Below are 22,322 nucleotides of genomic sequence, written 5' to 3'. Positions count from 1 at the left end.
CTTGCACAACTCACCGTGCGTATCGCGATCCGTCGACATACGGCGTCGGCAGACGCGTGTACCAGGCGAATGCCCGCAATCGACAAGGGTTCCACTGAGTCCGGCCTGTCACCACGGATTCGGTGGCGCGCCCAGGCCCTGGTCGGTGGCGCACGGCACAGGCGGTCGTGCGGCTTCGGCGGTCCGGCGCCCCGCCGTGGCCGCGCGATTGCCGTCGCTGGGGGAGCGTGAGGGAGATCGGTTCCCATGGACCTCAACACCATCACCGAAGTCGTCCGGCGACCGGCCCCAGACCGGCCGGGCGCGGACTGGCGTGAAGGCGACGCCTGGCTCGCAGGGGGGACGTGGCTGTTCTCCGCTGAACAGCCGAACCTGCGCCGCCTGATCGACTTGACGGCGTTGCGCTGGGACCCGCTCGTCCCCAGCGCCAAGGGCCTGGAGATCGGAGCCACCTGCACCATCCGCGATCTGCACGCCTTCGTGCCGCCGGACGACTGGGCCGCCGGCCCCCTCTTCGCCGAGAGCTGCGAGGCGTTCCTGTCCTCGTTCAAGGTGTGGAACTCGGCGACGGTCGGCGGCAACATCTGCATGTCCCTGCCCGCCGGCCCGATGATCACGCTGACGGTCGCACTCGAGGCGACGTACGAACTGTGGGCGGCTGACGGGTCGACACGCGTCGTCGACGCCCTTGACTTCGTGACCGGGAACAACCGGAACGTCCTCGCTCCAGGGGAAGTCCTGCGGCGCGTGGAGATTCCCGCCCGTGCCCTGAGGAAACACGCCTCACTGCGCCGCTTCTCACTGACCCACCTGGGCCGTTCGACGGTATTCCTCATCGGTACCCGGACGCCGGGGACGAAGGACCTGCTGCTCACCGTCACCGCCGGCACGACCCGGCCCGTGCGCTTCGCCTTCGACGTCGTGCCGGATGCCCGGGATCTGCAGCAGGACATCGCCTCGATCCCCGCCGAGCTCTGGTTCGCCGATCCCAACGGGGCCCCCGACCACCGCCGCCACCTGACACAGCACTTCGCCGAAGAGATCCGTCACGAAATCGGAGCAGGGGGCCCGGCATGACCTACAGCGTGAACGGCAGGCGCTTCGACGAGGAACCGGAGCCCGGCCAGTGCCTGCGCACCTTCCTCCGCGCGCTCGGCCACTTCGGCGTCAAGAAGGGATGCGACGCGGGCGACTGCGGCGCGTGCACGGTGTGGCTGGACGGCGAACCGATTCACAGTTGCATCACCCCGGCGTTCCGCGCCGACGGCCGTGAGGTGACGACGATCGAGGGCATGGGGTCACCCGGCGGTCTGCATCCGGTGCAGCGGCGGTTCCGCGACGCCCCCGGCTTCCAGTGCGGGTTCTGCACCGCAGGGATGATCATGACATCGGCGACGTTCTCCGAGGCGCAGAAGGAGAACCTGCCGCAGGCGTTGAAGGGCAACCTCTGCCGCTGCACCGGCTACCGGGCGATCGAGGACGCCGTGAAGGGCGTCGCCGGCGTGGAGAACGCCGCGCCGGGAAAGGCCGTCGGGACCAGCGTCGGTGCGCCGGCGGCCGAGGACGTGGTCACCGGTCGCGCCGAGTTCACGATGGACACCCACATCGAGGGCATGCTGCACCTCAAGGTGCTGCACTCCCCGCACGCGCACGCCCGGATCGTCTCAATCGACAAGTCCGCCGCGCTCGCGGTCCCCGGTGTGCACCGGGTCTACACCTGGGAGGACGTGCCGCGCAGGCGCTTCACCACGGCGATCCACACCGACCATCTCGTCGATCCGGACGACACCTACATTCTCGACGACACGGTCCGTTTCGCCGGCCAACGCGTGGTCGCCGTCCTGGCCGACACGGTCGCGGCGGCGGAAGAGGGCTGCCGGAGGGTGGCCGTCGAGTACGAGGTACTGCCGGCGGTGTTCGATCCCGAGGAGGCCATGGCCGAGGGGGCACCGCAACTGCACGGCGCGGACGACCCGTTCGTCCTCGATCCCGTCCGCAACATCCTGCTCGAGATCCATGCGCACGTCGGCGATGTCGACGCGGGATTCGCCACAGCCGACGTGATCCACGAAGGCACGTACTCCTCACCGCGGGTGCAGCATGCGCATCTGGAGACCCACGGCTCGCTGGCCTGGATGGAGGACGGCCGTCTGAACGTCCGCACCAGTTCGCAGTCACCGTCGATCGCAAAGGTCAAGCTCGCCCATCTGTTCGCACTGCGCCCGGATCAGCTGCGGGTGTTCTGCAAACGCGTGGGCGGCGGATTCGGCGGCAAGCAGGAGCTGATCTCGGAGGACCTGGTCGCGCTCGCCACCCTGGACACCGGACGACCCGTCTGCTTCGAGTACACGCGCGAGGAGGAGTTCACCACCGCCTCGCCACGGCATCCCATGACCCTGACGGTCAAGCTCGGCGCGAAGGCGGACGGCACCCTCACTGCGTTCCAGGTCCGCAACGTGTCGAACACGGGCGCCTACGGCAATCACGGCGGCGAAACGCTGTATGCCGGCGGTGCGGCCGTGATGATCTACCGCTGCCCCAACAAGAAGTACGACGCCTACTCCGTCTACACGAACACCATCCCGAGCGGCGCGCTGCGCGGTTACGGGATGACGCAGCCGGCGTTCGCCGTGGAGTCGGCGATGGACGAACTGGCGCGCGCCCTGCACATCGATCCGTTCGAACTGCGGCGACGCAACATCGTGCGGCCGGGTGAACCGCTGGTTGCCCTGGACGACGGCCCCGACGACGTGATGTTCACGGAGGACCGGCTGGTGCAGTGCATCGATCGCGTGGAGCACGCGCTGGCCCGGACGGCCGATCAGCCACCTCCCGGCCCCGGGTGGGCCGTCGGGACCGGAGTCGCGAGCTCGCTGCACGAGACCGCGCCCCCGACCGAACACATCTCGGAGGCCTGGGTCACGCTCGGCAACGACCTCGTGTACGAGCTGGCCGTCGGTACGGTCGAGTTCGGCGAGGGCACCTCGACCGCCCATGTCCAGGTCGCCGCCAACCAGTTGGGCACGACGCCGTCGCGGATCCGCCTGGTCCAGTCCGACACCGACCGCACGGGATTCGACACCGGTGCCTTCGCGAGCGCGGGCCTCTTCGTGTCGGGCAACGCGGTGCTCCGTGTGGCCAACGCGGTACGCGACCGCATCCTGGAGTTCGCAGCCGCTCACACGGGTGTCCACGTCGTGATGTGCTCGCTGGACGACGAGGGCGTCGTCTGCGGCGACCGGCGTGTGTCGCTGGCCGAGCTCGTCGCACTGGCCCGTGCGCGCGGGATCCGCTTCACCGCCGCCCGCAAGGCCTACGGCTCACCCCGCAGTGTCACCTGCAACACCCAGGGGTTCCGGATCGCGGTGCACCGGGTGACGGGCGAGATCCGGATCCTCCACAGCGTCCAGGCGGCGGACGCAGGCGTGGTCATCAACCCCGCGCAGGTCAGGGGGCAGGTGGAAGGCGGTGTCGCCCAGGGAATCGGCTTCGCGCTGACCGAGCAGTACCAGGTCGACGAGAACGGCGTGATGGCCAACCCGAACCTCCGCAATTACCGTATCCCCGCCTACGCCGACGTCCCCCGTACCGAGGTGCTCCTGGTGGACTCGGCCGATTCCTCCGGGCCGATGCGGGCGAAGGGGATGGCGGAGTGCTGCATCAACCCCGTGGCCCCGGCGCTGGCGAACGCGCTCCACGATGCCACGGGCATCCGCTACCGCGCACTGCCCCTGACACCGGAACGGATCTACAGCAGGCTGGGCGAAGCCCGGTCGCTGCCGACGGGCCTGAGGCGATGAGCACCGAACAGCGCGAGGCCGCGGCGACGGCCATCATCGGCCAGAAGGTCCTGCCCGGAGTGGAGGCCGATTACGAGGCGTGGCAGAAGGCCGTCAACGCCGCTGCCGCCGACTACAGCGGGTACCTCGGCGCGGAGGTCTCCCCGCCGACGTCCCTGCAACCGGACTGGGTCGTCATCTACCGGTTCGACTCGATAGCCCATTTGCAGGCGTGGATCAACAGCGCGACGAGGCAGAGCCTTCTCGACTCCGGCAGGAAGTACTTCGACGGGCCCGGAACCCAGCAGGTCGTCAGAGGCGGCACACAGGCGGTGGACCCGCTGGTGACCGTGGTGGTGACCCACCGCGTCCACCCGGACCACGTCGACGACTTCCTCGCCTGGCAGCACCGAATGAGCCAGGAGGAGAGCAAGTTCGAAGGATTTCGCGGAACCGAGCTCTTCCGCCCGATCGAAGGCCTTCAGGACGAATGGACCACCCTGTACCGGTTCGACACGGCCGAGCACCTCGATACCTGGCTGACGTCGGACGAGCGACGGGAACTCCTCGCCGAGGGCAGGAAGTTCAACGACTTCGGACTACGCACGATCGACAACTCGTTCGGCAGTTGGTTCGCCTTCGAGGAGAACGGGAGGGAAGCCCCGCCGCCCTCGGAAACCAAGACCTCCATCGCCGTCTGGGTCGGTCTCTACCCGACCGTCGTGCTTCTGACGCTCGCCCTGTCACCGCTGAAGATGCCGCTCTGGCTGGGGCTGCTGGTGGGCAATCTGCTCTCGAGCTTGATCATGAGCTTCTTCACCATGCCCTTCTACGTGAACCCGCTGCTCAAGCGGTGGCTGCGGGCGTCGCCGGACCAGCCGGCGGCGAGGACCAACGTGGTCGGACTCGGCATCGTCGCAGCCGTCATGGTGTTGTGGGCCGCGGTCTTCTATGTCGTGACGAGAGTGATCTGGACGTTGCCCTGACATGCGTCGGGACCCTCTGCGCCGTCGAGGGGCCTCGGGCACATGGCGCCGCGCTCGACGGGCCGACCCGGGACGAAGCGCCGGACCCGACGCGACGGTCGGAAAGCTCATGACATCGTTGTCACGCCGATCTCTGTGACGTCCTCGCAGGTCAGCCTGGTGTGCAGTACGAGGGCCGGCTCAACGGCCGCCGAGGCCACCTGGGCCGCCATGCCCGTGCCCGCCTCGTGAAAGCAATCACATTATGAATGCTTTTCGTCCGATTTGGTGAATTATAGATCCCTGAGTTTGAGTACACCGGGCCGTTCCTAGGGCCCCAGAGGGCCCTTCCGGGTCGGTCGGCGCCACAGGGAGAGACATGGGACAGGCACCCCGCAGGACGGGCAACTGGCGGATCGCTCTGCCCGTCGCAGGAGGGGCTGTCGTGTTCGGGCTCGGTGGTCTGTACGTCGCCGGGCTGGCGGCTGACGACATCGCCGAAGGCACTCGGGTGCGCGGCGTCGACATCGGTGGGACGAGCCGAGCGGAAGCACAGCGACTTCTGGACCGCACCCTCGGGCCCGCCTTCGCCGAGCCGGTCGCGATGAAGATCGGTGACCGCGTCGAGACGGCTGAACCCAGCACGCTCGGACTGTCTCTCGACACCACGGCAACGGTCGAGCGGGCCGCAGGCGAAGGGGCCGATCCCGCCACCGTGATCGGCAGGCTCTTCACGTCCCACGGCCGGGACGTCGAGCCGGTGATACGCATGGACGAACGGAAGGCCCGCGCCGCGATCGACCGTATCGGCGAGCGCACCGAGCAGCAGGTCCGTGACGGAGCGATCACGTTCGAGAACGGCGAGGCGCGAGCCGTCGCCCCGGTCACCGGTACCACCTTGGTCACGGACCGGGCGCTGAGCGCCGTACGGGAAGCCTATCTCCGGACGGCGGACGGCGGACCGGTCGTCATGCCGGTCAAGGAGACCAAGCCGCGGATCGGCAGCATCGAGACCGAGCGTGCCATGAGGGAATTCGCCCGGCCCGCCATGTCAGGTCCCGTGACGCTCACCGTGGCCGACAAGCGTTTCTCCCTGGCCCCCGCAACGCTCGGCAGGCATCTGACCCTGCGGCCTGACGACCGCAACCGACTCACACCGGCGCTCGACTCGCGCGGACTGCTCGCCGACGCCGACGTCTCCCGTCCGCTGAAGAGCGTCGCGCAGAGTCCCCGGGACGCCGAGTTCCGTGTCGGCGCCGACAACCGCGTCGTGGTGGCGCGAGAGGGTGTCACAGGGCGGCCGGTCACCGAGCAGGCGCTCGGGGATGCCGTTCTGCCCCTGCTGACCCGTTCGGGGGCTGCGCGTACGGGCGAGATCGCGACCCGAGCGGTCCAGCCCCGGCTCACCAGTGCATCGGCACGGGAACTCGGCATCACGGAGAAGGTCTCGTCCTTCACCGTCAACTTCCCGGCCGCTCCCTACCGCATCACGAACATCGCCCGTGCTGTTGAACTGATCAACGGCTCCCTCGTCCTCCCCGGCAAGGAGTGGAGCTTCAACGGGACGGTGGGCGAGCGCACCGAGGAGAACGGCTTCGTCGACGGCATCATGATCAATGACGGCCAGTACGTGAAGTCTCCCGGTGGCGGTGTCTCCGCCGTTGCCACCACCATGTTCAACGCCATGTTCTTCGCGGGCGTCAAGCCCCTCGAGTACGGCGCCCACTCCTTCTACATCGAGCGCTATCCGGAAGGCCGCGAGGCCACGGTCGCGTGGGGCACCCTCGATCTGCGCTGGACCAATGACTCCGGACACGCCCTCTACATCCAGGCCGAGTCGACGGACACATCGGTGACCATCACCTTCCTCGGCACCAAGAGGTACGACGAGATACGTGCTACCCGGGGGCCGCGCACCGACATCACGCCGCCTGGCAAGCGCACGGGCAGCGGCTCCGAGTGCGAGGTCCAGACCCCGCTCGAAGGGTTCGACGTCGCCGTCGGCCGTGTCTTCATGGAGAAGGGCAGCGAGGTCAAGCGAGAAGGCTTCAAGACCCACTACACACCTCGCGACGAGGTCACCTGCACCACGGATGCACCGGCCGCGGCAGCGGACCGGCCCGCCGCGCCGCCCGTGCCGCCCGCGTCGGCACCGAGCACCGGCACCCGCCCCAGCAGCTGACCCTCAGCAGTTTCCGGCTGGCCTGGATGAGAATGCGCTGCCGTGTGCGTTCGGAGCCGCGCCCCTGGCGCCGTCCGGTGGCTGGGGCCCGGGCTGTGTCGCCGGCGCCGCGCCGCCTTCTTGCCTGCAGCGCCACTTCCACGCTCGTCAAGTCCCTTTTTCCCGTGACGTGACCCGAAGCGTCTGCCCGGGCCTACTGGAGAGGCGTTCTGCCCCGCGAGCGGGGCAGAACGCAAGACCCATGGACCTCTGTCCGCCCGGGGCCTGGCTCCGCAGCGGAAGCAGGGCTGACGTCTCGAGGATGTGTCATGTCTACAGCAATCAGGTGCGCCGGTTGCAGGCGCCGCTACCGCGAGGGGGCCGCCGACGCCGGTGCCTGGGACGCGGCACACGAAGTCGGCCATACCATCGCAGTCGTGTGTCCGCACTGCCGGGCGGCACAGGAGTCCGCGCAGGCTCGCCCCAGTGGGGCGACCCATGGCGATCCGCGAGGCCAGGGGACGACCCGGGCAGCGCCTTGAGCCGGGATGCCATGCCGACCGCGAGATCGAGCTGATCGGTGTCGACGGGGGAGGAGTGCCTGTGGTGGGACCTCGGCGACCGGAAGCCTCCCGGCGGGACCGATCGACTGCGTGACGAACTCCTGCGTCACGCCACCCCAACGGAACAAGGGAACTGGTTCGGCGCTCCTCGAGGCGTTCGAACTGCACTCACGCAGCGCCGGATTGGACACTCTGATCGTCCGGCCGTCGGATCGCAGCAGCCCTCTCCATCGGCGCTCCGGTTTCCCGCCACCGGAAGAACTGTTGGAACTACCGCTCGACAACTGATGCGATACACGCCTAGTGCTGTGACCGGATGGGGTTTGCCGGGATGCTCGCGGCGTCCGGTGCATGGGGTCTCCCCCGGCCCCTTGGGGCCGAGGGGACGCATCGCAAGGCCGGTGGGGGTGCTCCCCCTGGCTCCGCCCGGGGGTACCCCCACCGGCCGGAGGCTGGCGGAGTATCGCCCTCGTACTGGAGGTACTCGGGTGATTCGACAACGCAGCGTGGGGGCGCCTCCCGGCGAAGCCAGGGGAGTGCCGTGCAGGCGTCGCGAGCCGGTGAACCCATCCGGTCACGGCACTAGATGCCCTTCACCGACGCGATGGAGAACGGAACCTGCGGGGTGCCGGGGCCCATCGGACCTCCCTTGTCGAACTGGGAGCGGACCACGTAGACCACCCCGTGACGGCGTACCAGGGTCGTGGGCACTTGGAGCGCCTCGTCGGTCACCCGGCGTTCCGCGCGCGCGGCGAAACCGTCGCCGCTGATCCGCCAGCGGCTGATGGTGTTGGTGACGTTGTGCACCACCCAGAGCCTGCCGTTCTGGAGTTCCAGCCCGTCGGCGTGCATCATGTCGCCTCCGTGCAGGGCCACTTCGCGGATTCGGCCCGTGCCCGGGTCGAGTCGGTAGAGGACGCCCCCGGTCATGTCCGCGGTGAGCAGATAGCGGCCCCGCGGATCGGCGACGATCCCGTTGAGGGTGTATGCGTCCGGGCCGTGCGGCTCCATGACGCGGTTCAGATCGAAGTGCGGCGTGAGCACCGCGGGCTTGCCGTGTGCTTCGGCTCGGGCCAGCTGCTGCCGCGTGATGCGGTAGACCACCGCCCGTCGGCTGTCGGTGAGATAGGCGCTGCCGTCCGGGGTGAGGGCGAGATCGTTGACGAACGACGCGCTCTCACCGGGAACGTCGAAGCGGGCGAGCAGACGACGGCTGTGCACGTCGTACACGGAGACCCCGGCGGTGGAGTCGATCACCCACAGTCGTCCCGACCGGTCGACCTTCAGCCCATTGGCGGTATGGCGCCCGTCCGCGCCCGCAGGCAGGAAGATCTCCGCGACGCGTCGGCCCGGTGTCGTCCTGAAGACCGTGCCGTCGGTGTACGAACCGGAGTACATGTCTCCCGTACGGGGGTCGGCGGCGATGCCTTCGGGGTAGACCCGGTCGCCGGGCAGTTCGAATGCCGTGGAGATCCGTACGTGCGCTTCGGAGTTCACCTCTAAGGCCTGGACGGCGGTGGGAGCGATTGCCGGTGCCGAGGGGGCCAGGGGGAGGACGGCGGTGAGGGCCGTCACTGCCAGGGCGATCGAACGGTGGTGATGAACGCGGCGCATGGTGCCTCTTCTGTCGGCGGCCCTGTGCATCGATAGGGCCGTATCGATGAGTCGAATACGAACCATAATAAGTACTCTAATGACCGTCAAGGTTCGAAGCTTCGAGGCAGTTACCATGCGCAGATGACGTCGATGCCCGCTCCCGAGCGCCTGGGCTCTCACATCAAGCGAGCGGAACAAGCGCTCAACGCGACCAAGCACGCCGTGCTCAAGCCGGCGGGGCTGACGGTGCCGCAGTACGCGGCGCTGCTGCACCTGTCGGAGAACCCCGGTATGTCGGCGGCCGCGCTGTCCAGGTCGTGCGGTGTCACCCCGCCCACGATGAACACGCTGCTGAAGAATCTTCATGAACGCGGCCTGATCGAGCGCACCCCGCACGAGTGGCACAAGAACATCCTGGAGACACGGCTGACCGAGAAGGGGCGGGGCGTCATGGCCGATGCGGATGCCCGCGCGGTACGTGTCGAGCGGGGACTCGCCGCGGAGTTCAGCCCGGAGGAGCGCGAGTCGCTGATCGCACTGCTCGGCCGCTGCATCGAGTTCCTCGAGTCGGCCCGTCCCGACTGAGGGCCGTCCCGTAAGCCCCGGTGGCGCAGCGCGCGGTGTCGGATGCGTGGGGTCTCCCCGGGCCCGTCAGGGCCGAGGGGAAGCATCGCAAGGCGGAGGGGTGCCCTGGGCGTATTCGGGCACTCCGACAACGCGGTGAGACGCTTCAGCGCCATCCGCCGAAAGTGAGTCCTGTGCTGGACGAGGTAGGACAACGAACCGCCGAGGGCGACGCCGGCCAAGGAGATGAACCCTTGCGCTCACGCGCTCGGGCCCACCGATGGCCTATGAGAACTACCGGTACTCCACGAACCACCAGGTTGTCATCGATGCCGACACCCGGCTGGTCGTTGCGGTCGCCCGACCGGTGCCTGGCAACCGCAACGACTGCAAGGCGTGGGAGCCGTCCGGCACGAAGGTCGCCGTCGGCATGACGACGGTCATCGCAGACGGCGGCTACCGGGGCACCGGCCTGGTCATCCCGTACCGCCGCGAGCGGGGCCAGGCCGAATTGCCGGCCCGGAACGAGGAACACAACACCTCGCACCGAATAGTCCGCGCCCGCTCGAGCACGTCTTCGCGCGGATGAAGAGTGGAAGATCCTTCGCGACTGCCGCCTGAAGGGGCGACGGCGTCCACCACGCCATGCTCGGTGTCGCCCGCCTTCACAACCTCGTCCTGGCTGGGTGACTGAGGAACGGGCTGGGCGCCCCGTGCACCGAAGATCACTTACGGGACAGCCTCTACGAGTTCACGGGCAGCATCGCACGAGCGGCGGAGCCGGCCCGCGTCGTACCGACGTGTTACGGCCCGTAGCACTGCGGGACGCCGGGCAGCCAGTTGTCCGGGTGCGAGATGTAGTAGCTCGCCATCCACCCGTCGAAGCCCCGGGTCCGGTTCTCCACGAAGACCCAGTACGGGTTGCCGCCGACCGTCTCACCCCGCGTCTGGCACGTCACTTCGAGCTGGTCGCCCGGCTGTGCCTTGCCGATCACCCTCGGGCAGTTGCCGGGCGAGGGGAACTCGGGGCAGCGGAAGCCCGGGGCCGAGTCCTTGCGGATGTTCACATCCGTCGCCCAGGTGGTGAACACCGGGCCCGCGGGCCGCTGTTCGGCAGTCGCCTGGGCGGGCGCAGCGCCCACCGTCATGGCGAGCGCGCACAGCACTGCCGCCGCGCCGCCCAGTCGGGCGCCTCGCCTTGCTGACTTGTTCAACATGTCGTCCCCTTCGGACCGTTCGGACGCGTTCCCGTCTCGGGCTCGTGGTCGATGAGGTGCGTTGCCCGCACCACCGGGTGGACGGGCGCGCACGCCGCGCCGTATGAGGACGGGGCGAAGCGACATTTGCTGCCGGGGCGGCCATACGCCGAGGCGCCGAGTTCCGTGTGTGAGGCGGAAACGGATGCCACCGGCCCGCGAGCGACGAGCCCGGTTCTGACCCGACGAGGAGTCCACCATGTCCAAGCGCAGTGCCCGTCTCACCGCCGCCGGTCTCGCGGTCGGTACCGCCTTTATTACCCTGTTCGGCGGGGCCGGTGCCTCCCAGGCAGCCCCCAGCACCTCCCAGCCGGCTCCCAGCACCGTCCTGTCCTCCCCGATCCTGCAGCCGAACAGCAACATCAGGACCGGACCCGGTACGTCGTACAGGATCCTCAACACCAGCGGGCCGGAGGGAGCCCCCGGAGTGGTGAAATGCTACGGGCGTGGTGAGCGCGTCACGGCTGGCGGTTACACCACGGACGTCTGGTACCAGGTCAATGTCCAGTTCCCCGGGCATTCGTACTACTTCGTGTGGGCCTGGGGCGGCAACGTCGGCGCCGACCCCGCCCCCGGCGTCGAGGTCTGCCCCGCCTGACCTCACCCCGTCACGCACTCGCCCCTCAGCACCGTGTCCCACGGTCCCGGGGGCTGCCAACTGCCACTGACGGGGTTGGCTCCGGGCGCCAACGCGGAGGTGCAACAGAAGCGGGACAGCCCTCAGCAAACGCATTCGTTCACCCCCCCCGGCCTGGGCCTCGAGACCGCGCAGTGCGTTCCGTCAGGGGTTCTCAGGGGGCGTGGCCTTGGCGAACAATGGTCGGACGCTCGCCGTCACGACCCAGGAGACGAATCCGATGACCGCCGTACAGCTGGTTTCCGATGAGGAGTTGGCGTGCTCCTCCGTGGTGGCCAACAACGCGATGAATCGCGAACGTGGCCTGACTGGAGTCAACAGCTATGCCCGAGAACTCGGCTTCGATCCGGTCACGCACCTGTCGGGCTGCTCCGATTCGCCTTCCTGGCTCGACCTGTGCAGCGGTGAAGGTCGTGCCCTGCGCGAGGCAGCCGGTCGGCTGCCGGCCTCCGCACGGCTGACAGGTGTCGATCTGGTGGGCCCGATGTTCCCCGCGCCGGCCACGCCCGGCGTTGATCTCGTCACCTCGTCGGTCGCCGACTGGACAGCCCCGCAGGCCTATGACCTGATCACCTGTGTCCACGGGCTGCACTACGTCGGCGATCTCCTGGGCCTGCTGACTCGGGCAGCCTCGTGGCTGACCCCCGATGGCCTGCTGATCGCCCACGTCGACCCCCACCCGATCCGCTGGGACGACGGCACGCCGGCCGGACCGGCCGTGCTGGCCGCCCTGCGCAGGGAGGGGTTCACCTATGGCTCACGTCACCACCGTTTGACACTCCGCAGCCGTCGCAGCCTCGCGCTGCCCTTCCGCTACCTCGGCGCGGACCCCCAGGCCGGCCCCAATTACACGGGGCAGCCGGCCGTGGCCTCGTTCTACCAGCGGATCCTCTGACGCCCTCCGATCGTGAGCCGGGCGGCAGGTAGCCTCACGGCGACCTGCGACCACGGCGCATCCGAGCACACCGCCCACCCATCGACCACACCCCTTGCACGCTCACACGCACAGAACTGGTTCACCGCCGTCGCCCCGGCTGCCCGGCGCCGATGAATTGGGTCGATGAGCGAGCTGCGGGGGCCTATCCTCCGATGTGATGGACATTGTTTTTCGGAAGCTTCCTGAGAGCCGGCACGAGATCCTGGTACATGACAGGCGCGGCCCGGATGTCCGGCTGCCTGCCCAACCGACCGGTCCGACGATGCCGCATGACCTGGTTCACGCTGCTGTGGAGCAAGCTCTCGGCCTGACCGACGGGTTCTGGGGTGCGATCGAGCAGGGCGCGACTTTCCAGGGCTTTCAGCTGGTTGCCGAGGGGAGGCATCGCCGCTCCGGCTTGAAGGTACTGCGCCGCAAGGGCGATGCGGTGATGATGGCCGAACTGGCGGTCAACTGGGCCTATCGGGTCTGGTCCGGGCTCCCGACGGAAGGCCGCGGTATCGGCCGTGCCCCGCTCGCCGGTCCCGAACTCGCGCTCACCGGTCCCGCCCTCGACGCGGCTGCCGCCCGCTGGGCGGCTGTGGCGGAGGGCGAACGCCTGACCTGGCACTGGTAGCACCTTCACGTCGTGCCCGTGGGCCTGCCCCTGTCCAGGAACGAAACTGAAGCACCGCAGGGAGGCACCGGTGCTGCGTAGAACCCCCTACGGGAGCGTCGTCGCACGGGCCGTTGGTCACCGTCCGTAATGGGGCCATCGACGCAGGCACCGGCCCACTTCACCGCCCACTGGTCATCCGTGCACGTCACAGGCCTGTGACAGCACACAGGAAGTGGCCGCCCGGGGCCATGCCGACTCGGGCGGCCATACTCCGCTCCGATGATCCGGCCCGATCCGGGTAGACAAGAAAGCGGAGGAGACATGCCGTGGAACTCAGTGACTGGCTGCTGACATCCGGTGAACGTGGCAATACCGCGACCCGCCTGGACCATCGCCACCCGAGCCGAGTGGCCTGGTCGGAGGGGAACGACGTACGGCCCCTGGTCCACGGCGCGACCTACTTCCGGGAGCTCCTGGCCGCGATCCGCGCGCAGACGTCCGGAGACCTGCTCCTTTTCACGGACTGGCGCGGAGATCCCGACGAGCGGCTCGCAGGACGAGGCAGCGAAGTCGGCACCGTCCTGTGTGAGGCGGCCCGGCGAGGGGTGATCGTCAAAGGGCTCGTCTGGCGCTCCCACCTGGACAGTCTTCAGTTCAGCGAATCGGAGAACCGCCACCTCGGTGAGGAGATCGAAGAATCGGGCGGCGAGTGCCTGCTGGACATGAGAGTGCGCCCCGGCGGCTCGCACCACCAGAAGTTCGTGGTGCTGCGGCATCACGACCGCCCCGAGCGCGACATCGCATTCATCGGTGGCACCGACCTGTGCCACAACCGCCATGACAACGCCGGCCATCACGGGGACTCGCAGTCACAACCCATCGCCGCCCCGTACGGCCCGCACCCCCCGTGGCACGACATCCAGCTCGCCGTACGCGGGCCGGCTGTCGGCGACATCGAGGCGACCTTCCGCGAACGATGGGAGGACCCTGCCCCACTGACCCGCAGCCCATTCAACCGTCTGCGAGAACTCGTACACCGGGAAGACACCTACGCGGACCCTTTGCCACCCCAGCAACCCGACCCCCGGCCCTGTGGCACGCAGACCGTCCAGGTACTGCGCACGTACCCCAACCGCCTGTTGCGCGGTTACGGCTTCGCCCCCGACGGCGAACGCAGCATCGCCCGCTCCTACCTCAAGGCAGTGCGACGAGCCCGCGCACTCATCTACCTGGAGGACCAGTACCTGTGGTCCGCGCACGTCGTGGCATGCTTCGCCGAGGCACTGGCCGCCAACCCCGATCTGCGCCTGATCGCGGTCATCCCCTCCCTCCCCGAGCAGAGCGGTCGGCTGACGCTGCCGATGAATCTCGTCGGCCGGATCGCCGCCCTGGACACGCTGCGCCGCGCGGGTGCCGGTCGCGTCGGTGTCTACGGTCTGGAGAACCGGGCCGGGACACCGGTGTACGTGCACGCCAAGGTGTGTGTGATCGACGACGTCTGGGTCTCGGTCGGATCCGACAACATCAACCTTCGCTCGTGGACCCATGACTCCGAGCTGAACTGTGCCGTCCTGGACGGGACCACGGACCTCCGTGAGCCGAGCGACCCCGGCGGTCTGGGCGACGGGGCGCGTCGTTGTGCGAGGGACCTGAGACTGGAGCTCTCACGCGAGCACCTGGACAGGGAACAACTCGCCCCGCACGAGCCGGACATCCTCTGCGATCCGATACGCGCCTTCGACGCCTTTGCTGCGACGGCCGCCGCGCTGGACTCCTGGCACGATGCCGGGCGGCGCGGCCCGAGACCGCCCGGGCGCCTGCGCACCTATCGTCCACCCGATCTGTCGCCTGCGGCGAAGGCGCTCGCCACCCCGCTGTACCGCCTCCTCGTCGATCCGGACGGCAGACCCATGCGGATGCGCCGTCGCCACGCGTACTGAGGCCGGTGGGGGACCGGCCGCCTGCGGCGCGGCCGGGGCGAGGTGTGCGCCTGGACCCGCACGCATCCTGCGACCCGTACGTATGCAACGACCCGCGCCGTCGGGACCCGCCCGTACGCACGGCCCGCACATCTGCATGCGGACGGGTTCGGCTGCTCCCCCTGCGGGTTCATCGCCCGTCGTGAGAGGCGGGAGCCGGGTCCTGGAGCCACGGCAAGCGCGATGCGAGTACGGAGATGACTGCTCCGGCCAGCACCAGACATGCACGGACCGCGGCTGCGTACCAGGGTGTGGGGCGGTCGAAGTCGGTGAGCAGCAGCAGAAGGAGAGGGATGCCCAGACACCAGTAGAGGTAGTTCGCGGGCCTGAGAGCGTAGGAGAGAGTACTCACGACGGCGACGGCGGCCGTGACCGTCCAAGGCCCGGGTCGGGCGAGGAGGACGACAGCCGCCGCGATGCCACCGGTGGCATTGCCCACGATGCGCAGCCGTGCCTTGGTCCGGGTCGCCTCGGGAGTGGGGCGCAGGGAGAGCAGGATTCCGGTGACCAGCCAGTGGCCCTCGCCCGCCAGCCGGTGCATCCCGGCCATGGCTGCCGAAGCTGCTGCGAGCAGGAGCGCGAGCGTTGCGGCGTACTGCCGGTCCTGTCGCGTGCGCGGGGCGACCCGGTACGGGGTGCCGGCCTCTGCGCCGCGGTTCCACCGCGGCAGAAGGAGCGCGGCACCCCACAGACTCCCGATGAGCTGGGGCAGGCCTGGGACACCGAAGGCCTCCGTCGGGCCGGAGATGCCGACGAGCAGCACGGCCAGGCCGGCCGTGTTCCCGACCCTGGGCAGCAGCGCTCCCGCTGCCGCAGCGAGGGCGATCGCGGGTACCAAGGCCCAGGTCCGAGCATCCACCAGAAAGGTGTAGAGGCCCGCCAGGGTGATCGCGACCGTCCGTGCCGCGAGTTGACGTGCACGTTCGCCCATGTCCGCCTGCGCAGGCAGGGGCATGACCACCAGCAGTGCCGGTACGGTCACTGCCGCGCCCCACTGCGGATGGCCGGTCGCCGTGCCGACCAGCAGGGGAGTGGTGAGTGCGATCCCGGCCGCGACCCCCGCCGGCCAGTCGGCCGGTGCTTGCGGCCGCCAGTCCACCCCGGCCAGGCGGCGTTTCCGCCGACCGGCCGCCGGAGCGTGCGGGAGGCCGGGGTACGGGGCAGCCCGGTGCCGACTGTCCTGCGACACGGAAGGGGATCCCTCGCCCTTGCCCCGCCTCGACTCACGTCCCCGGTCCACGGCGGACAGCCTGACGTGAACGCCCGGCCCGTGCGGTCATCTTGCGCCGTACGCGGCGTGTCACCCGAAGGCCCGTTCCGTTCCGGCACGGGCATGTCGCGGACGCAGGATCCGTCGGTGCGGGGAAGGCCCGCGGACCGGCCGTAGCGGGAGGCGTTCCCCGCTCTCCTCCAGCGTCGTGAGTTCGTGAGCGGCCGGATCGCCGGACGGTCGCTGCCGCCGAGACGGCATCAGTGTGCCGCAGCGGGGCCGTGCCATTCGCAGACCAGCACGGTCGCATCGTCGTTGAGGCTGCTTCGGTGGTACTCCAGAACGGCGTGGATGAGTCTCCGCAGAGTCTCGGGAACGGGGAGGCCGTCGGACTGGTGGCGGATGATGAAATCCACGAAGTGCCGACGGCCGAATTCCTCGCCGACCGCATTGCGGGCCTCGGTGACTCCGTCGGTGTACATCACCAGCCGGTCGCCGGGTTCCAGGTGATGCCGGCACACCGTCACCGGGAGGCCCAGGTCGGTCCCCATCGGGTGGGTGGGGGGACATTCGAGGGTCGCGGCCCAGCGCCCGCCTCTGATGAGAATGGGAGCCATGTGGCCGCTGTTGACCCAGGTGACGATGCCGGTGCGCATATCGAGGTCCGCCATGATGCCGGTGACATAGCAGTCCCGATGGAACTGTTCGAGCAGCACGTCCTCGATCGCACGGCACGCTTCGGCCGGGCCCGCCCCCTGGCGGCGTTGGTTGCGGCAGGTGGCGACCGCGAGGTTGGCAGTCAGTCCGGCAGCGGTGTCATGTCCCATGGCGTCGAAGATGGCCATATGGGCGACCTCGCCCGCGAGCGCGTAGTCGAAGGCGTCCCCGGCCGTGGCGTACGCCGGCTCCATGGCACAGGCGATCGTGACTCGGTCGTTGGAAAAGGACCGAGGCGGCATCAGGGTCCACTGCATCTCTGCGGACACCGACATGGGACTGGTCCTGGTGAGGCGCGCGAAAGAGTCGCTGTTGGTCCGCTTGGAGACGAGCATGATGCCCAGGAGTGATGCAAGGCCCCGCACGGCCGATACGTCCTCGTCGCTGTTGTCCTCGGTACCCACGCGAAGGAGTCCGAGTCGTTCAGTTCCGTCCAGCAGAGGCAGCCAGTGCTGATGGCCGCCGGTGACCGGTGACGACATCATCTGTGTGTACATGAAGCTGCGTCCGGCCACTGTGGCATCCACCCGAAGCTCCAGCCCGCCACCACCGGCATCGATCCCCTGGCCGGTCACCTCGCGGAGTACTTTCTGCTGCAGGTCCGCCACGAACATGCGCGGGTCCTTCAGCCCGGCCCGCCCGGCGTGTTCGCTCAACAGGGCCGGCAACTCCTCGAACGTCGCCGAATGGCTGGCCTGGAGGAGTTCACTCAGCATGCGGCCCGACTGGGCGAGAGACGTCATGATGATGGGCCGATCACCGGGGGATACGGGACACCCCTGTTCGTGGGTCGGACCCGTTCCCGAGCCGTGCTGTGGGCGAATACGAGAGCCCCAAGCAGCTGACAGCCCCACCCTACGCCCAGCCCCGGGATCTTCCCGTGATCCGCGCGGCCGCTGATCGGGAACGTGTCCTGCGGTCGCGGCACACCGGCGAGTGCCGGTCCCGCGCCGTCGGCCGAGCGCACCAGGCGTGGTCCCGGCGGAGCCCATGGGCCGTATGTGGGCGCCCCCGCCTCGGACGACTGCGGGGAACCACCCTCAGCACCGCCCGTGCCTCCACGCCGCCCGCTCCCGTCACCGGGCTGACTCCGGCTCGGCGCTGTCAACGTCGTCGGCTCATCTGGGTGCCGCCTGCTGGCACACGGCTTTTCGCCTTGGCGCGGGGGCGGCCACACACGGCCCGACAGCACCTCGGAGGCGCGCTGCTCGGGAAACGCCGGAGCATACGACGCGGGCCTGGCCGACGCCGTGGTGATGACCCGGGCTCAGTAGGTGACGATGATCCGCCGTGCAGGGCCGTCCACCCTCACCAAGCCGCCGAAGGGGATCACCAGTTGGGGATCCGTGTGCCCGAAGTCCACGTCGAACACCGCCATGGTCCGAGGGGCATACGCTGCAAGCACGCGCAGCACTGCCTCCCGTTGCTCCGTGACGTAACGCCGCTTGCCTTCCGCGTTGTTCGGCCGTTCGAAGGACCAGGCCTTGGCGCGGCCCATCATCAGGGCGGGGAAGCGGGCCAGCAGGCCGCGCTCGCCCATGTTCCGCAGGATCCGGAAGACGTCCTCGCTGCTCGGGAGCTCCTCGGACGTTTCCAGGAACAGGACGCCGCCCTCGTACGCGGCGGAGTCGTGCTCGATCTCGCGGTCGGCCATCAGCAGCCAGGAGAGAATCTCCAGGTTGCCGCCCCAGGCCCGGCCCTCGACGACCTGCTCCGGTCGGTGCCAGATCCAGCCTTCGGCGGGCTGCGAGTCCGGTTCCACATCGAAGGTGGCCGGGTCGGCCCAGTCCCGGTCGGTGTCGCGGTAGCGCTCGGCGGAGCGGAGTTCGTAAGGTCCCGAGGTGAAAAGGGCCGCACGAATCGATTCGGCGGTCAGCGGGTGGAGTGTGTGCGGGCGTCCGATCTCGGTCATCACGCATGCGCCGTGGTATCCCACGATGCCCAGGTTGCGCAGGAAGACCAGAAGGTTGGTGTTGTCGCTCGTCCCGAAGAACGGCTTGGGGTTGTTGCGGATCAACTCCCGGTCCAGCAAGGGAAGTACGGTGATCTGGTCGTCGCCGCCTATGCTTGCCACCACCGCCTTGATGGTCGGATCGGCGAAGGCCGCGTGGATGTCGTCGGCTCGCTCCTTGGGAGTGGAGCCCATTTTCCGCGTGGCCGGGTATTCCACCGGTTCCAGACCGAACTCGTCGCGCAATCGCCTCAGTCCGAGCTCGTACGGAAGCGGCAGGATCCCCGGCAGGCCGGAGGAGGGCGAGATGACCGCGATGCGGTCACCGGGCGAGGGCTTGGGCGGATATGCGGGTGATCTCATGTCGGGAGAGTAAGGGCCCGGGTTCCTGAAGATCACCTCCATATTCCGGACCTGCCTTCCGCCCGTGCGCAGTGCTGTTCGTCCGAGGGAGGGCAGGTGCACACCGGGCACCGCACCATCGCCACCGCAGCCGGGCATGGTCGCGGGCTTCCGCTCCGCAGGCCGAACAGTCGGGCGTGGACGGCTCCGGCTCGGCACCCCTGCGCCACCCCGTGCCGGTTGCCTCGTCATGCCGATCGCCGACACCCATGGCCGGGTCCCAGCAGGACACGCGGTCATGCCGGAGATTACTCGAAGCGGGTGGCATCGCCCGCCCCTCGGCGCACGATCTCGGGCTCGCCGCCCGAGAAATCGATGACCGTGGTCGGCTCGGTGCCGCAGTCGCCCGAGTCCACCACCGCGTCCACCACGTGATCGAGTCGCTCCTTGATCTCCCAGCCCTGTGTCATCGGCTCGTCCTCATCGGGCAGCAGCAGGGTGCTGGAGAGAAGCGGCTCACCGAGTTCGGCGAGCAGGGCCTGCGCAACGACATGGTCAGGGATCCTGACTCCGACGGTCTTCTTCTTCGGGTGCAGCAACTGCCGAGGCACCTCTTTGGTCGCCGGGAGAATGAAGGTGTAACTGCCCGGCGTCGCTGCCTTGACGGCGCGGAACACATCGTTGTCGACGTACACGAACTGACCCAGCTGGGCGAAGTTCTGGCATACGAGGGTGAAGTGGTGACGATCGTCGAGGTTCCGGATGGACCGGATCCGGGCGATGCCTTCGCGGCTGCCCAGCTGACAGCCCAAGGCGTAGCAGGAGTCCGTCGGGTACGCGACGAGCGCGCCGGACCGGATGCTGTCGGCCACTGTGCTGATGGTGCGTCGCTGAGGATTCACGGGGTGTACGTCGAAATACTTCGCCATCCGTCGAGTCTAGAGGCCTCTGTCGCCGGCGATCGGCGACCGGTGACGGCGCGGCTCCGTCGCCGCCGACCGGCCGGCCCGTCCGGCGGCTGCCTCCATGCCGAGGGGGCGAGCGGCAGGCGGGGTCCTCGACGAGCCGCCGTTCCGCTTTGCCTGATCACTGATGCCTGATCACTGATGCGTGGGCAGCCGGGATGCGCCGGTTGGACGGGGCCCCCGACACTGCCGGCCCTCTCGTTGCCATCGGTGAGGCGCCGCGTGCCATCCGGTGCCGGCAACCGTTCGAGGACCTTCGCGGCGGTGCCCGGCAGTGCGTGGCAGTGCGTGGCGGGCTGCGCGCAACGGCGGCGCACTAGGCGAGAGCCGTTGAGCCGTGCCCACGCCGCGGACCGGCGGTGCTCACGCCGGGTACGGGCACGGAAAGGCCGCAGGCGAGATCGCCGCCAGTACGCCCCGGCCATCGGCGGGCCGGCGCGACGCGGAGGCGTATGCCGCGGCGAGAGGCCGGTACCGGTGCCGGACGGCGAAGACCGGCGCGGCACGCGAACGAGGACCGTGGCATCCTGTGATCAGCCGCTGTCGACGAACTGTGAGGAATCAGTGTCCCCGAACGCCGGCCTGGACATCCGCCCCCTGGCATCCGGTGACAGGGCCGCCTGGGACCCGTTGTGGCAGGCGTACCTGGAGTTTTACGACCATGCCCTCCCGGCAGGTGTCACCGATCTGACGTGGGCTCGCTTCGGTGACCCGGCGGAGCCGGTCGGCGCGCTGGGGGCATGGGCCGACGGCACGCTGGTCGGCATCTGTCACTACGTTCTGCACCGTTCGACGTGGGCTGCGGGTAGTTACTGCTACCTGGAGGACCTGTACACGGCGCCCGCCGCCCGTGGCAGGGGAGTGGGCGGGGCGCTCATCGAAGCGACCGCCGCGGCAGCCCGGGAAGCCGGCGCGGAGAAACTCTATTGGCAGACGCACGCAGACAATGCCACGGCGCGAGCGCTCTACGATCGGCTGGCCCGTCACGAGGGATTCCTCGTCTACGAGCGCCCGCTGCCCTGACGGACCTCCGCGTCCCCGTGACCCTCCGGTTGCCGGCTGTTCCTGCTCGCATGGTCAACAGATCGACACGCCACGGTCAATGCCTGTGTTTCCCCGAGCAATTGGCGTGTGGGACCGGCGTATGACGCACGCCGGTCATGGCGTAGAGGTGCGGATCCGGCCGACGGGAAACCAGTGGTGGGGGACGAGCGCTGGGGGAACGCCCGTGCAGGGAACGCCGCACGTGGCTCCGTCGACGGGCTCGGGCCCCGGTATCGGGGCCGGCCGCATTTTGTGGAGCGCACGCGCCGCATGGCAGTTGCCGGTCGTCGGGGAGTCGGAAGACCCGTCGTTCCCGTTCTACTTCTCGCCGAGGCCCCCGAAGACACGCAGTACCCACTGATCGAGCCTGGTACCGAAGTCCGCTGCGGAACCGATCCCGGATGCCGGGAGCGATCCCGCGTCGTCAACGTTCGCGATGAAGTCCACGTCGGCCCAGCCGCCCCGGAACAACACCACGGACAACACGGCCTCCGCAGGGCCCGAGATGAGCACGCCGATCGAGTCGGGATCACGCACCGCCGATCTGTCGGTCTCAAGCCGCTGGGGCCAGGGCGCGGCTTCGTCCCGCCAGGTCACCTGACCCACGCCGAGGCCGGCCGACAGCCAGCTCAACGCCCGCTCGGCAACCTCTGCGGCCGCTCGGTCAAGATCGATGTCTCTCTCCATGAGCGGATCATCACTCGCGACCGCCACGGTGTTCCACCGACTTCCGCGTTCCCGACGCAGTGACGTTCGCCGGACGCCGTGCCGCCTCCCGCTCCCGGAGCAGAACCGGGTCGGCGGGACATGAGACCGGGAAAGGCACGCCCCCGCTGTGGAGCCCCCGGTGTGCCGTGGCGCGCACCGGAGGTGTCCGTACGGTGCAGGGCGTCGCGAGCCGGTGCACCCTGCCGGTCACATCACCGGTCAGGTGCGGTGGCGGTGTGCCGTCACGCTGCTGTGGTGGCTGGTGTGGTGGTGGGGGTGTGGTTGCCGTAGAGGTGTTGTACCCAGTTGGTCTGGTAGATGGTTTCGAGGTAGCGCTCGCCGAGGTCGGG

17 protein-coding genes and 1 pseudogene are annotated in these 22,322 nt (G+C 68.9%); 11 read left to right on the top strand and 7 right to left on the bottom strand.

The features are described from left to right. The first annotated feature begins 246 nt into the window (after window positions 1–246). The 4 genes from AC068D_RS31385 to AC068D_RS31370 all read left to right on the top strand — a co-directional run bounded on the left by AC068D_RS31385 (window position 247) and on the right by AC068D_RS31370 (window position 6,926). On the top strand, window positions 247–1,077 hold the full coding sequence (locus tag AC068D_RS31385; RefSeq protein WP_478826508.1) for an FAD binding domain-containing protein: 831 nt from the start codon (window positions 247–249) through the stop codon (window positions 1,075–1,077). Next, on the top strand, window positions 1,074–3,800 hold the full coding sequence (locus AC068D_RS31380) for a molybdopterin-dependent oxidoreductase (RefSeq protein ID WP_478826507.1): 2,727 nt from the start codon (window positions 1,074–1,076) through the stop codon (window positions 3,798–3,800). The genes AC068D_RS31385 and AC068D_RS31380 overlap by 4 nt, the downstream gene beginning before the upstream one ends. Continuing rightward, the gene (locus tag AC068D_RS31375; protein ID WP_478826506.1) at window positions 3,797–4,765 is read left to right on the top strand and encodes an antibiotic biosynthesis monooxygenase; all 969 of its coding nucleotides are present in this window, start codon (window positions 3,797–3,799) and stop codon (window positions 4,763–4,765) included. The genes AC068D_RS31380 and AC068D_RS31375 overlap by 4 nt, the downstream gene beginning before the upstream one ends. Window positions 4,766–5,123: 358 nt before the next feature. Next, window positions 5,124–6,926, top strand: coding sequence for a VanW family protein (locus AC068D_RS31370; protein ID WP_478826505.1), 1,803 nt, complete (start codon window positions 5,124–5,126; stop codon window positions 6,924–6,926). Window positions 6,927–8,050: 1,124 nt separating this feature from the next. Here the strand turns inward: AC068D_RS31370 and AC068D_RS31365 are convergent. Beyond that, window positions 8,051–9,082: an SMP-30/gluconolactonase/LRE family protein gene (locus AC068D_RS31365; RefSeq protein WP_478826504.1), complete on the bottom strand. Its 1,032-nt coding sequence runs from the start codon at window positions 9,080–9,082 to the stop codon at window positions 8,051–8,053. A 123-nt stretch (window positions 9,083–9,205) separates the two neighbouring features. Here AC068D_RS31365 and AC068D_RS31360 point away from each other — a divergent pair, with 123 nt between their 5' ends. Beyond that, window positions 9,206–9,649 carry a MarR family winged helix-turn-helix transcriptional regulator gene (locus AC068D_RS31360; RefSeq protein ID WP_478826503.1) on the top strand — a complete coding sequence of 148 codons (444 nt, stop codon included), beginning with the start codon at window positions 9,206–9,208 and terminating at the stop codon, window positions 9,647–9,649. A gap of 268 nt (window positions 9,650–9,917) precedes the next feature. After that, window positions 9,918–10,318: pseudogene (locus AC068D_RS31355) on the top strand (transposase); the annotation flags it as partial. Between the two features lie 113 nt (window positions 10,319–10,431). Here the strand turns inward: AC068D_RS31355 and AC068D_RS31350 are convergent. Continuing rightward, window positions 10,432–10,845: an SH3 domain-containing protein gene (locus AC068D_RS31350; protein WP_478826502.1), complete on the bottom strand. Its 414-nt coding sequence runs from the start codon at window positions 10,843–10,845 to the stop codon at window positions 10,432–10,434. A gap of 238 nt (window positions 10,846–11,083) precedes the next feature. Between AC068D_RS31350 and AC068D_RS31345 the strand changes: the two genes are divergently transcribed. The 4 genes from AC068D_RS31345 to AC068D_RS31330 all read left to right on the top strand — a co-directional run bounded on the left by AC068D_RS31345 (window position 11,084) and on the right by AC068D_RS31330 (window position 14,996). After that, window positions 11,084–11,482: an SH3 domain-containing protein gene (locus AC068D_RS31345; RefSeq protein WP_478826501.1), complete on the top strand. Its 399-nt coding sequence runs from the start codon at window positions 11,084–11,086 to the stop codon at window positions 11,480–11,482. 259 nt (window positions 11,483–11,741) lie between these two features. Beyond that, window positions 11,742–12,416, top strand: coding sequence for a class I SAM-dependent methyltransferase (locus AC068D_RS31340; RefSeq protein ID WP_478826500.1), 675 nt, complete (start codon window positions 11,742–11,744; stop codon window positions 12,414–12,416). A gap of 331 nt (window positions 12,417–12,747) precedes the next feature. Then, window positions 12,748–13,074 carry a hypothetical protein gene (locus tag AC068D_RS31335; RefSeq protein ID WP_478826499.1) on the top strand — a complete coding sequence of 109 codons (327 nt, stop codon included), beginning with the start codon at window positions 12,748–12,750 and terminating at the stop codon, window positions 13,072–13,074. Window positions 13,075–13,382: 308 nt separating this feature from the next. After that, on the top strand, window positions 13,383–14,996 hold the full coding sequence (locus tag AC068D_RS31330) for a phospholipase D family protein (protein ID WP_478826498.1): 1,614 nt from the start codon (window positions 13,383–13,385) through the stop codon (window positions 14,994–14,996). Window positions 14,997–15,165: 169 nt separating this feature from the next. On the opposite strand, the gene AC068D_RS31325 is transcribed toward AC068D_RS31330, so the two are convergent. From AC068D_RS31325 to AC068D_RS31310, 4 genes are all read right to left on the bottom strand, one after another. Next, the gene (locus tag AC068D_RS31325) at window positions 15,166–16,224 is read right to left on the bottom strand and encodes an FUSC family protein (RefSeq protein ID WP_478826497.1); all 1,059 of its coding nucleotides are present in this window, start codon (window positions 16,222–16,224) and stop codon (window positions 15,166–15,168) included. 281 nt (window positions 16,225–16,505) lie between these two features. Then, window positions 16,506–17,705, bottom strand: coding sequence for a PP2C family protein-serine/threonine phosphatase (locus AC068D_RS31320; RefSeq protein ID WP_478826496.1), 1,200 nt, complete (start codon window positions 17,703–17,705; stop codon window positions 16,506–16,508). A gap of 524 nt (window positions 17,706–18,229) precedes the next feature. Next, the gene (locus AC068D_RS31315) at window positions 18,230–19,276 is read right to left on the bottom strand and encodes a S66 family peptidase (protein WP_478826495.1); all 1,047 of its coding nucleotides are present in this window, start codon (window positions 19,274–19,276) and stop codon (window positions 18,230–18,232) included. 287 nt (window positions 19,277–19,563) lie between these two features. Beyond that, a complete protein-coding gene (locus AC068D_RS31310; protein WP_478826494.1) occupies window positions 19,564–20,184 on the bottom strand; it encodes an L-threonylcarbamoyladenylate synthase in 621 nt (206 codons plus the stop codon). A gap of 600 nt (window positions 20,185–20,784) precedes the next feature. Between AC068D_RS31310 and AC068D_RS31305 the strand changes: the two genes are divergently transcribed. Continuing rightward, on the top strand, window positions 20,785–21,243 hold the full coding sequence (locus tag AC068D_RS31305) for an N-acetyltransferase family protein (protein ID WP_478826493.1): 459 nt from the start codon (window positions 20,785–20,787) through the stop codon (window positions 21,241–21,243). 339 nt (window positions 21,244–21,582) lie between these two features. Here AC068D_RS31305 and AC068D_RS31300 read toward each other — a convergent pair whose 3' ends face one another. Beyond that, on the bottom strand, window positions 21,583–21,951 hold the full coding sequence (locus tag AC068D_RS31300; protein ID WP_478826492.1) for a hypothetical protein: 369 nt from the start codon (window positions 21,949–21,951) through the stop codon (window positions 21,583–21,585). Between the last annotated feature and the right edge of the window lie 371 nt (window positions 21,952–22,322).

The organism is Streptomyces sp. NPDC043861, from assembly GCF_056435905.1.
The sequence above is the reverse complement of the archived record's forward strand: the minus strand, read 5'-3'. Positions and strand labels throughout refer to the sequence as shown.

Coding starts and splice junctions, on each gene's coding strand:
- AC068D_RS31375 (WP_478826506.1), top strand. CDS start 3,797: ATGAGCACCGAACAGCGCGAGGCCGCGGCGACGGCCATCATCGGCCAG.
- AC068D_RS31350 (WP_478826502.1), bottom strand. CDS start 10,845: ATGTTGAACAAGTCAGCAAGGCGAGGCGCCCGACTGGGCGGCGCGGCG.
- AC068D_RS31310 (WP_478826494.1), bottom strand. CDS start 20,184: ATGGCGAAGTATTTCGACGTACACCCCGTGAATCCTCAGCGACGCACC.
- AC068D_RS31365 (WP_478826504.1), bottom strand. CDS start 9,082: ATGCGCCGCGTTCATCACCACCGTTCGATCGCCCTGGCAGTGACGGCC.
- AC068D_RS31380 (WP_478826507.1), top strand. CDS start 1,074: ATGACCTACAGCGTGAACGGCAGGCGCTTCGACGAGGAACCGGAGCCC.
- AC068D_RS31320 (WP_478826496.1), bottom strand. CDS start 17,705: ATGACGTCTCTCGCCCAGTCGGGCCGCATGCTGAGTGAACTCCTCCAG.
- AC068D_RS31340 (WP_478826500.1), top strand. CDS start 11,742: ATGACCGCCGTACAGCTGGTTTCCGATGAGGAGTTGGCGTGCTCCTCC.
- AC068D_RS31370 (WP_478826505.1), top strand. CDS start 5,124: ATGGGACAGGCACCCCGCAGGACGGGCAACTGGCGGATCGCTCTGCCC.
- AC068D_RS31315 (WP_478826495.1), bottom strand. CDS start 19,276: ATGAGATCACCCGCATATCCGCCCAAGCCCTCGCCCGGTGACCGCATC.
- AC068D_RS31300 (WP_478826492.1), bottom strand. CDS start 21,951: ATGGAGAGAGACATCGATCTTGACCGAGCGGCCGCAGAGGTTGCCGAG.
- AC068D_RS31345 (WP_478826501.1), top strand. CDS start 11,084: ATGTCCAAGCGCAGTGCCCGTCTCACCGCCGCCGGTCTCGCGGTCGGT.
- AC068D_RS31360 (WP_478826503.1), top strand. CDS start 9,206: ATGACGTCGATGCCCGCTCCCGAGCGCCTGGGCTCTCACATCAAGCGA.
- AC068D_RS31385 (WP_478826508.1), top strand. CDS start 247: ATGGACCTCAACACCATCACCGAAGTCGTCCGGCGACCGGCCCCAGAC.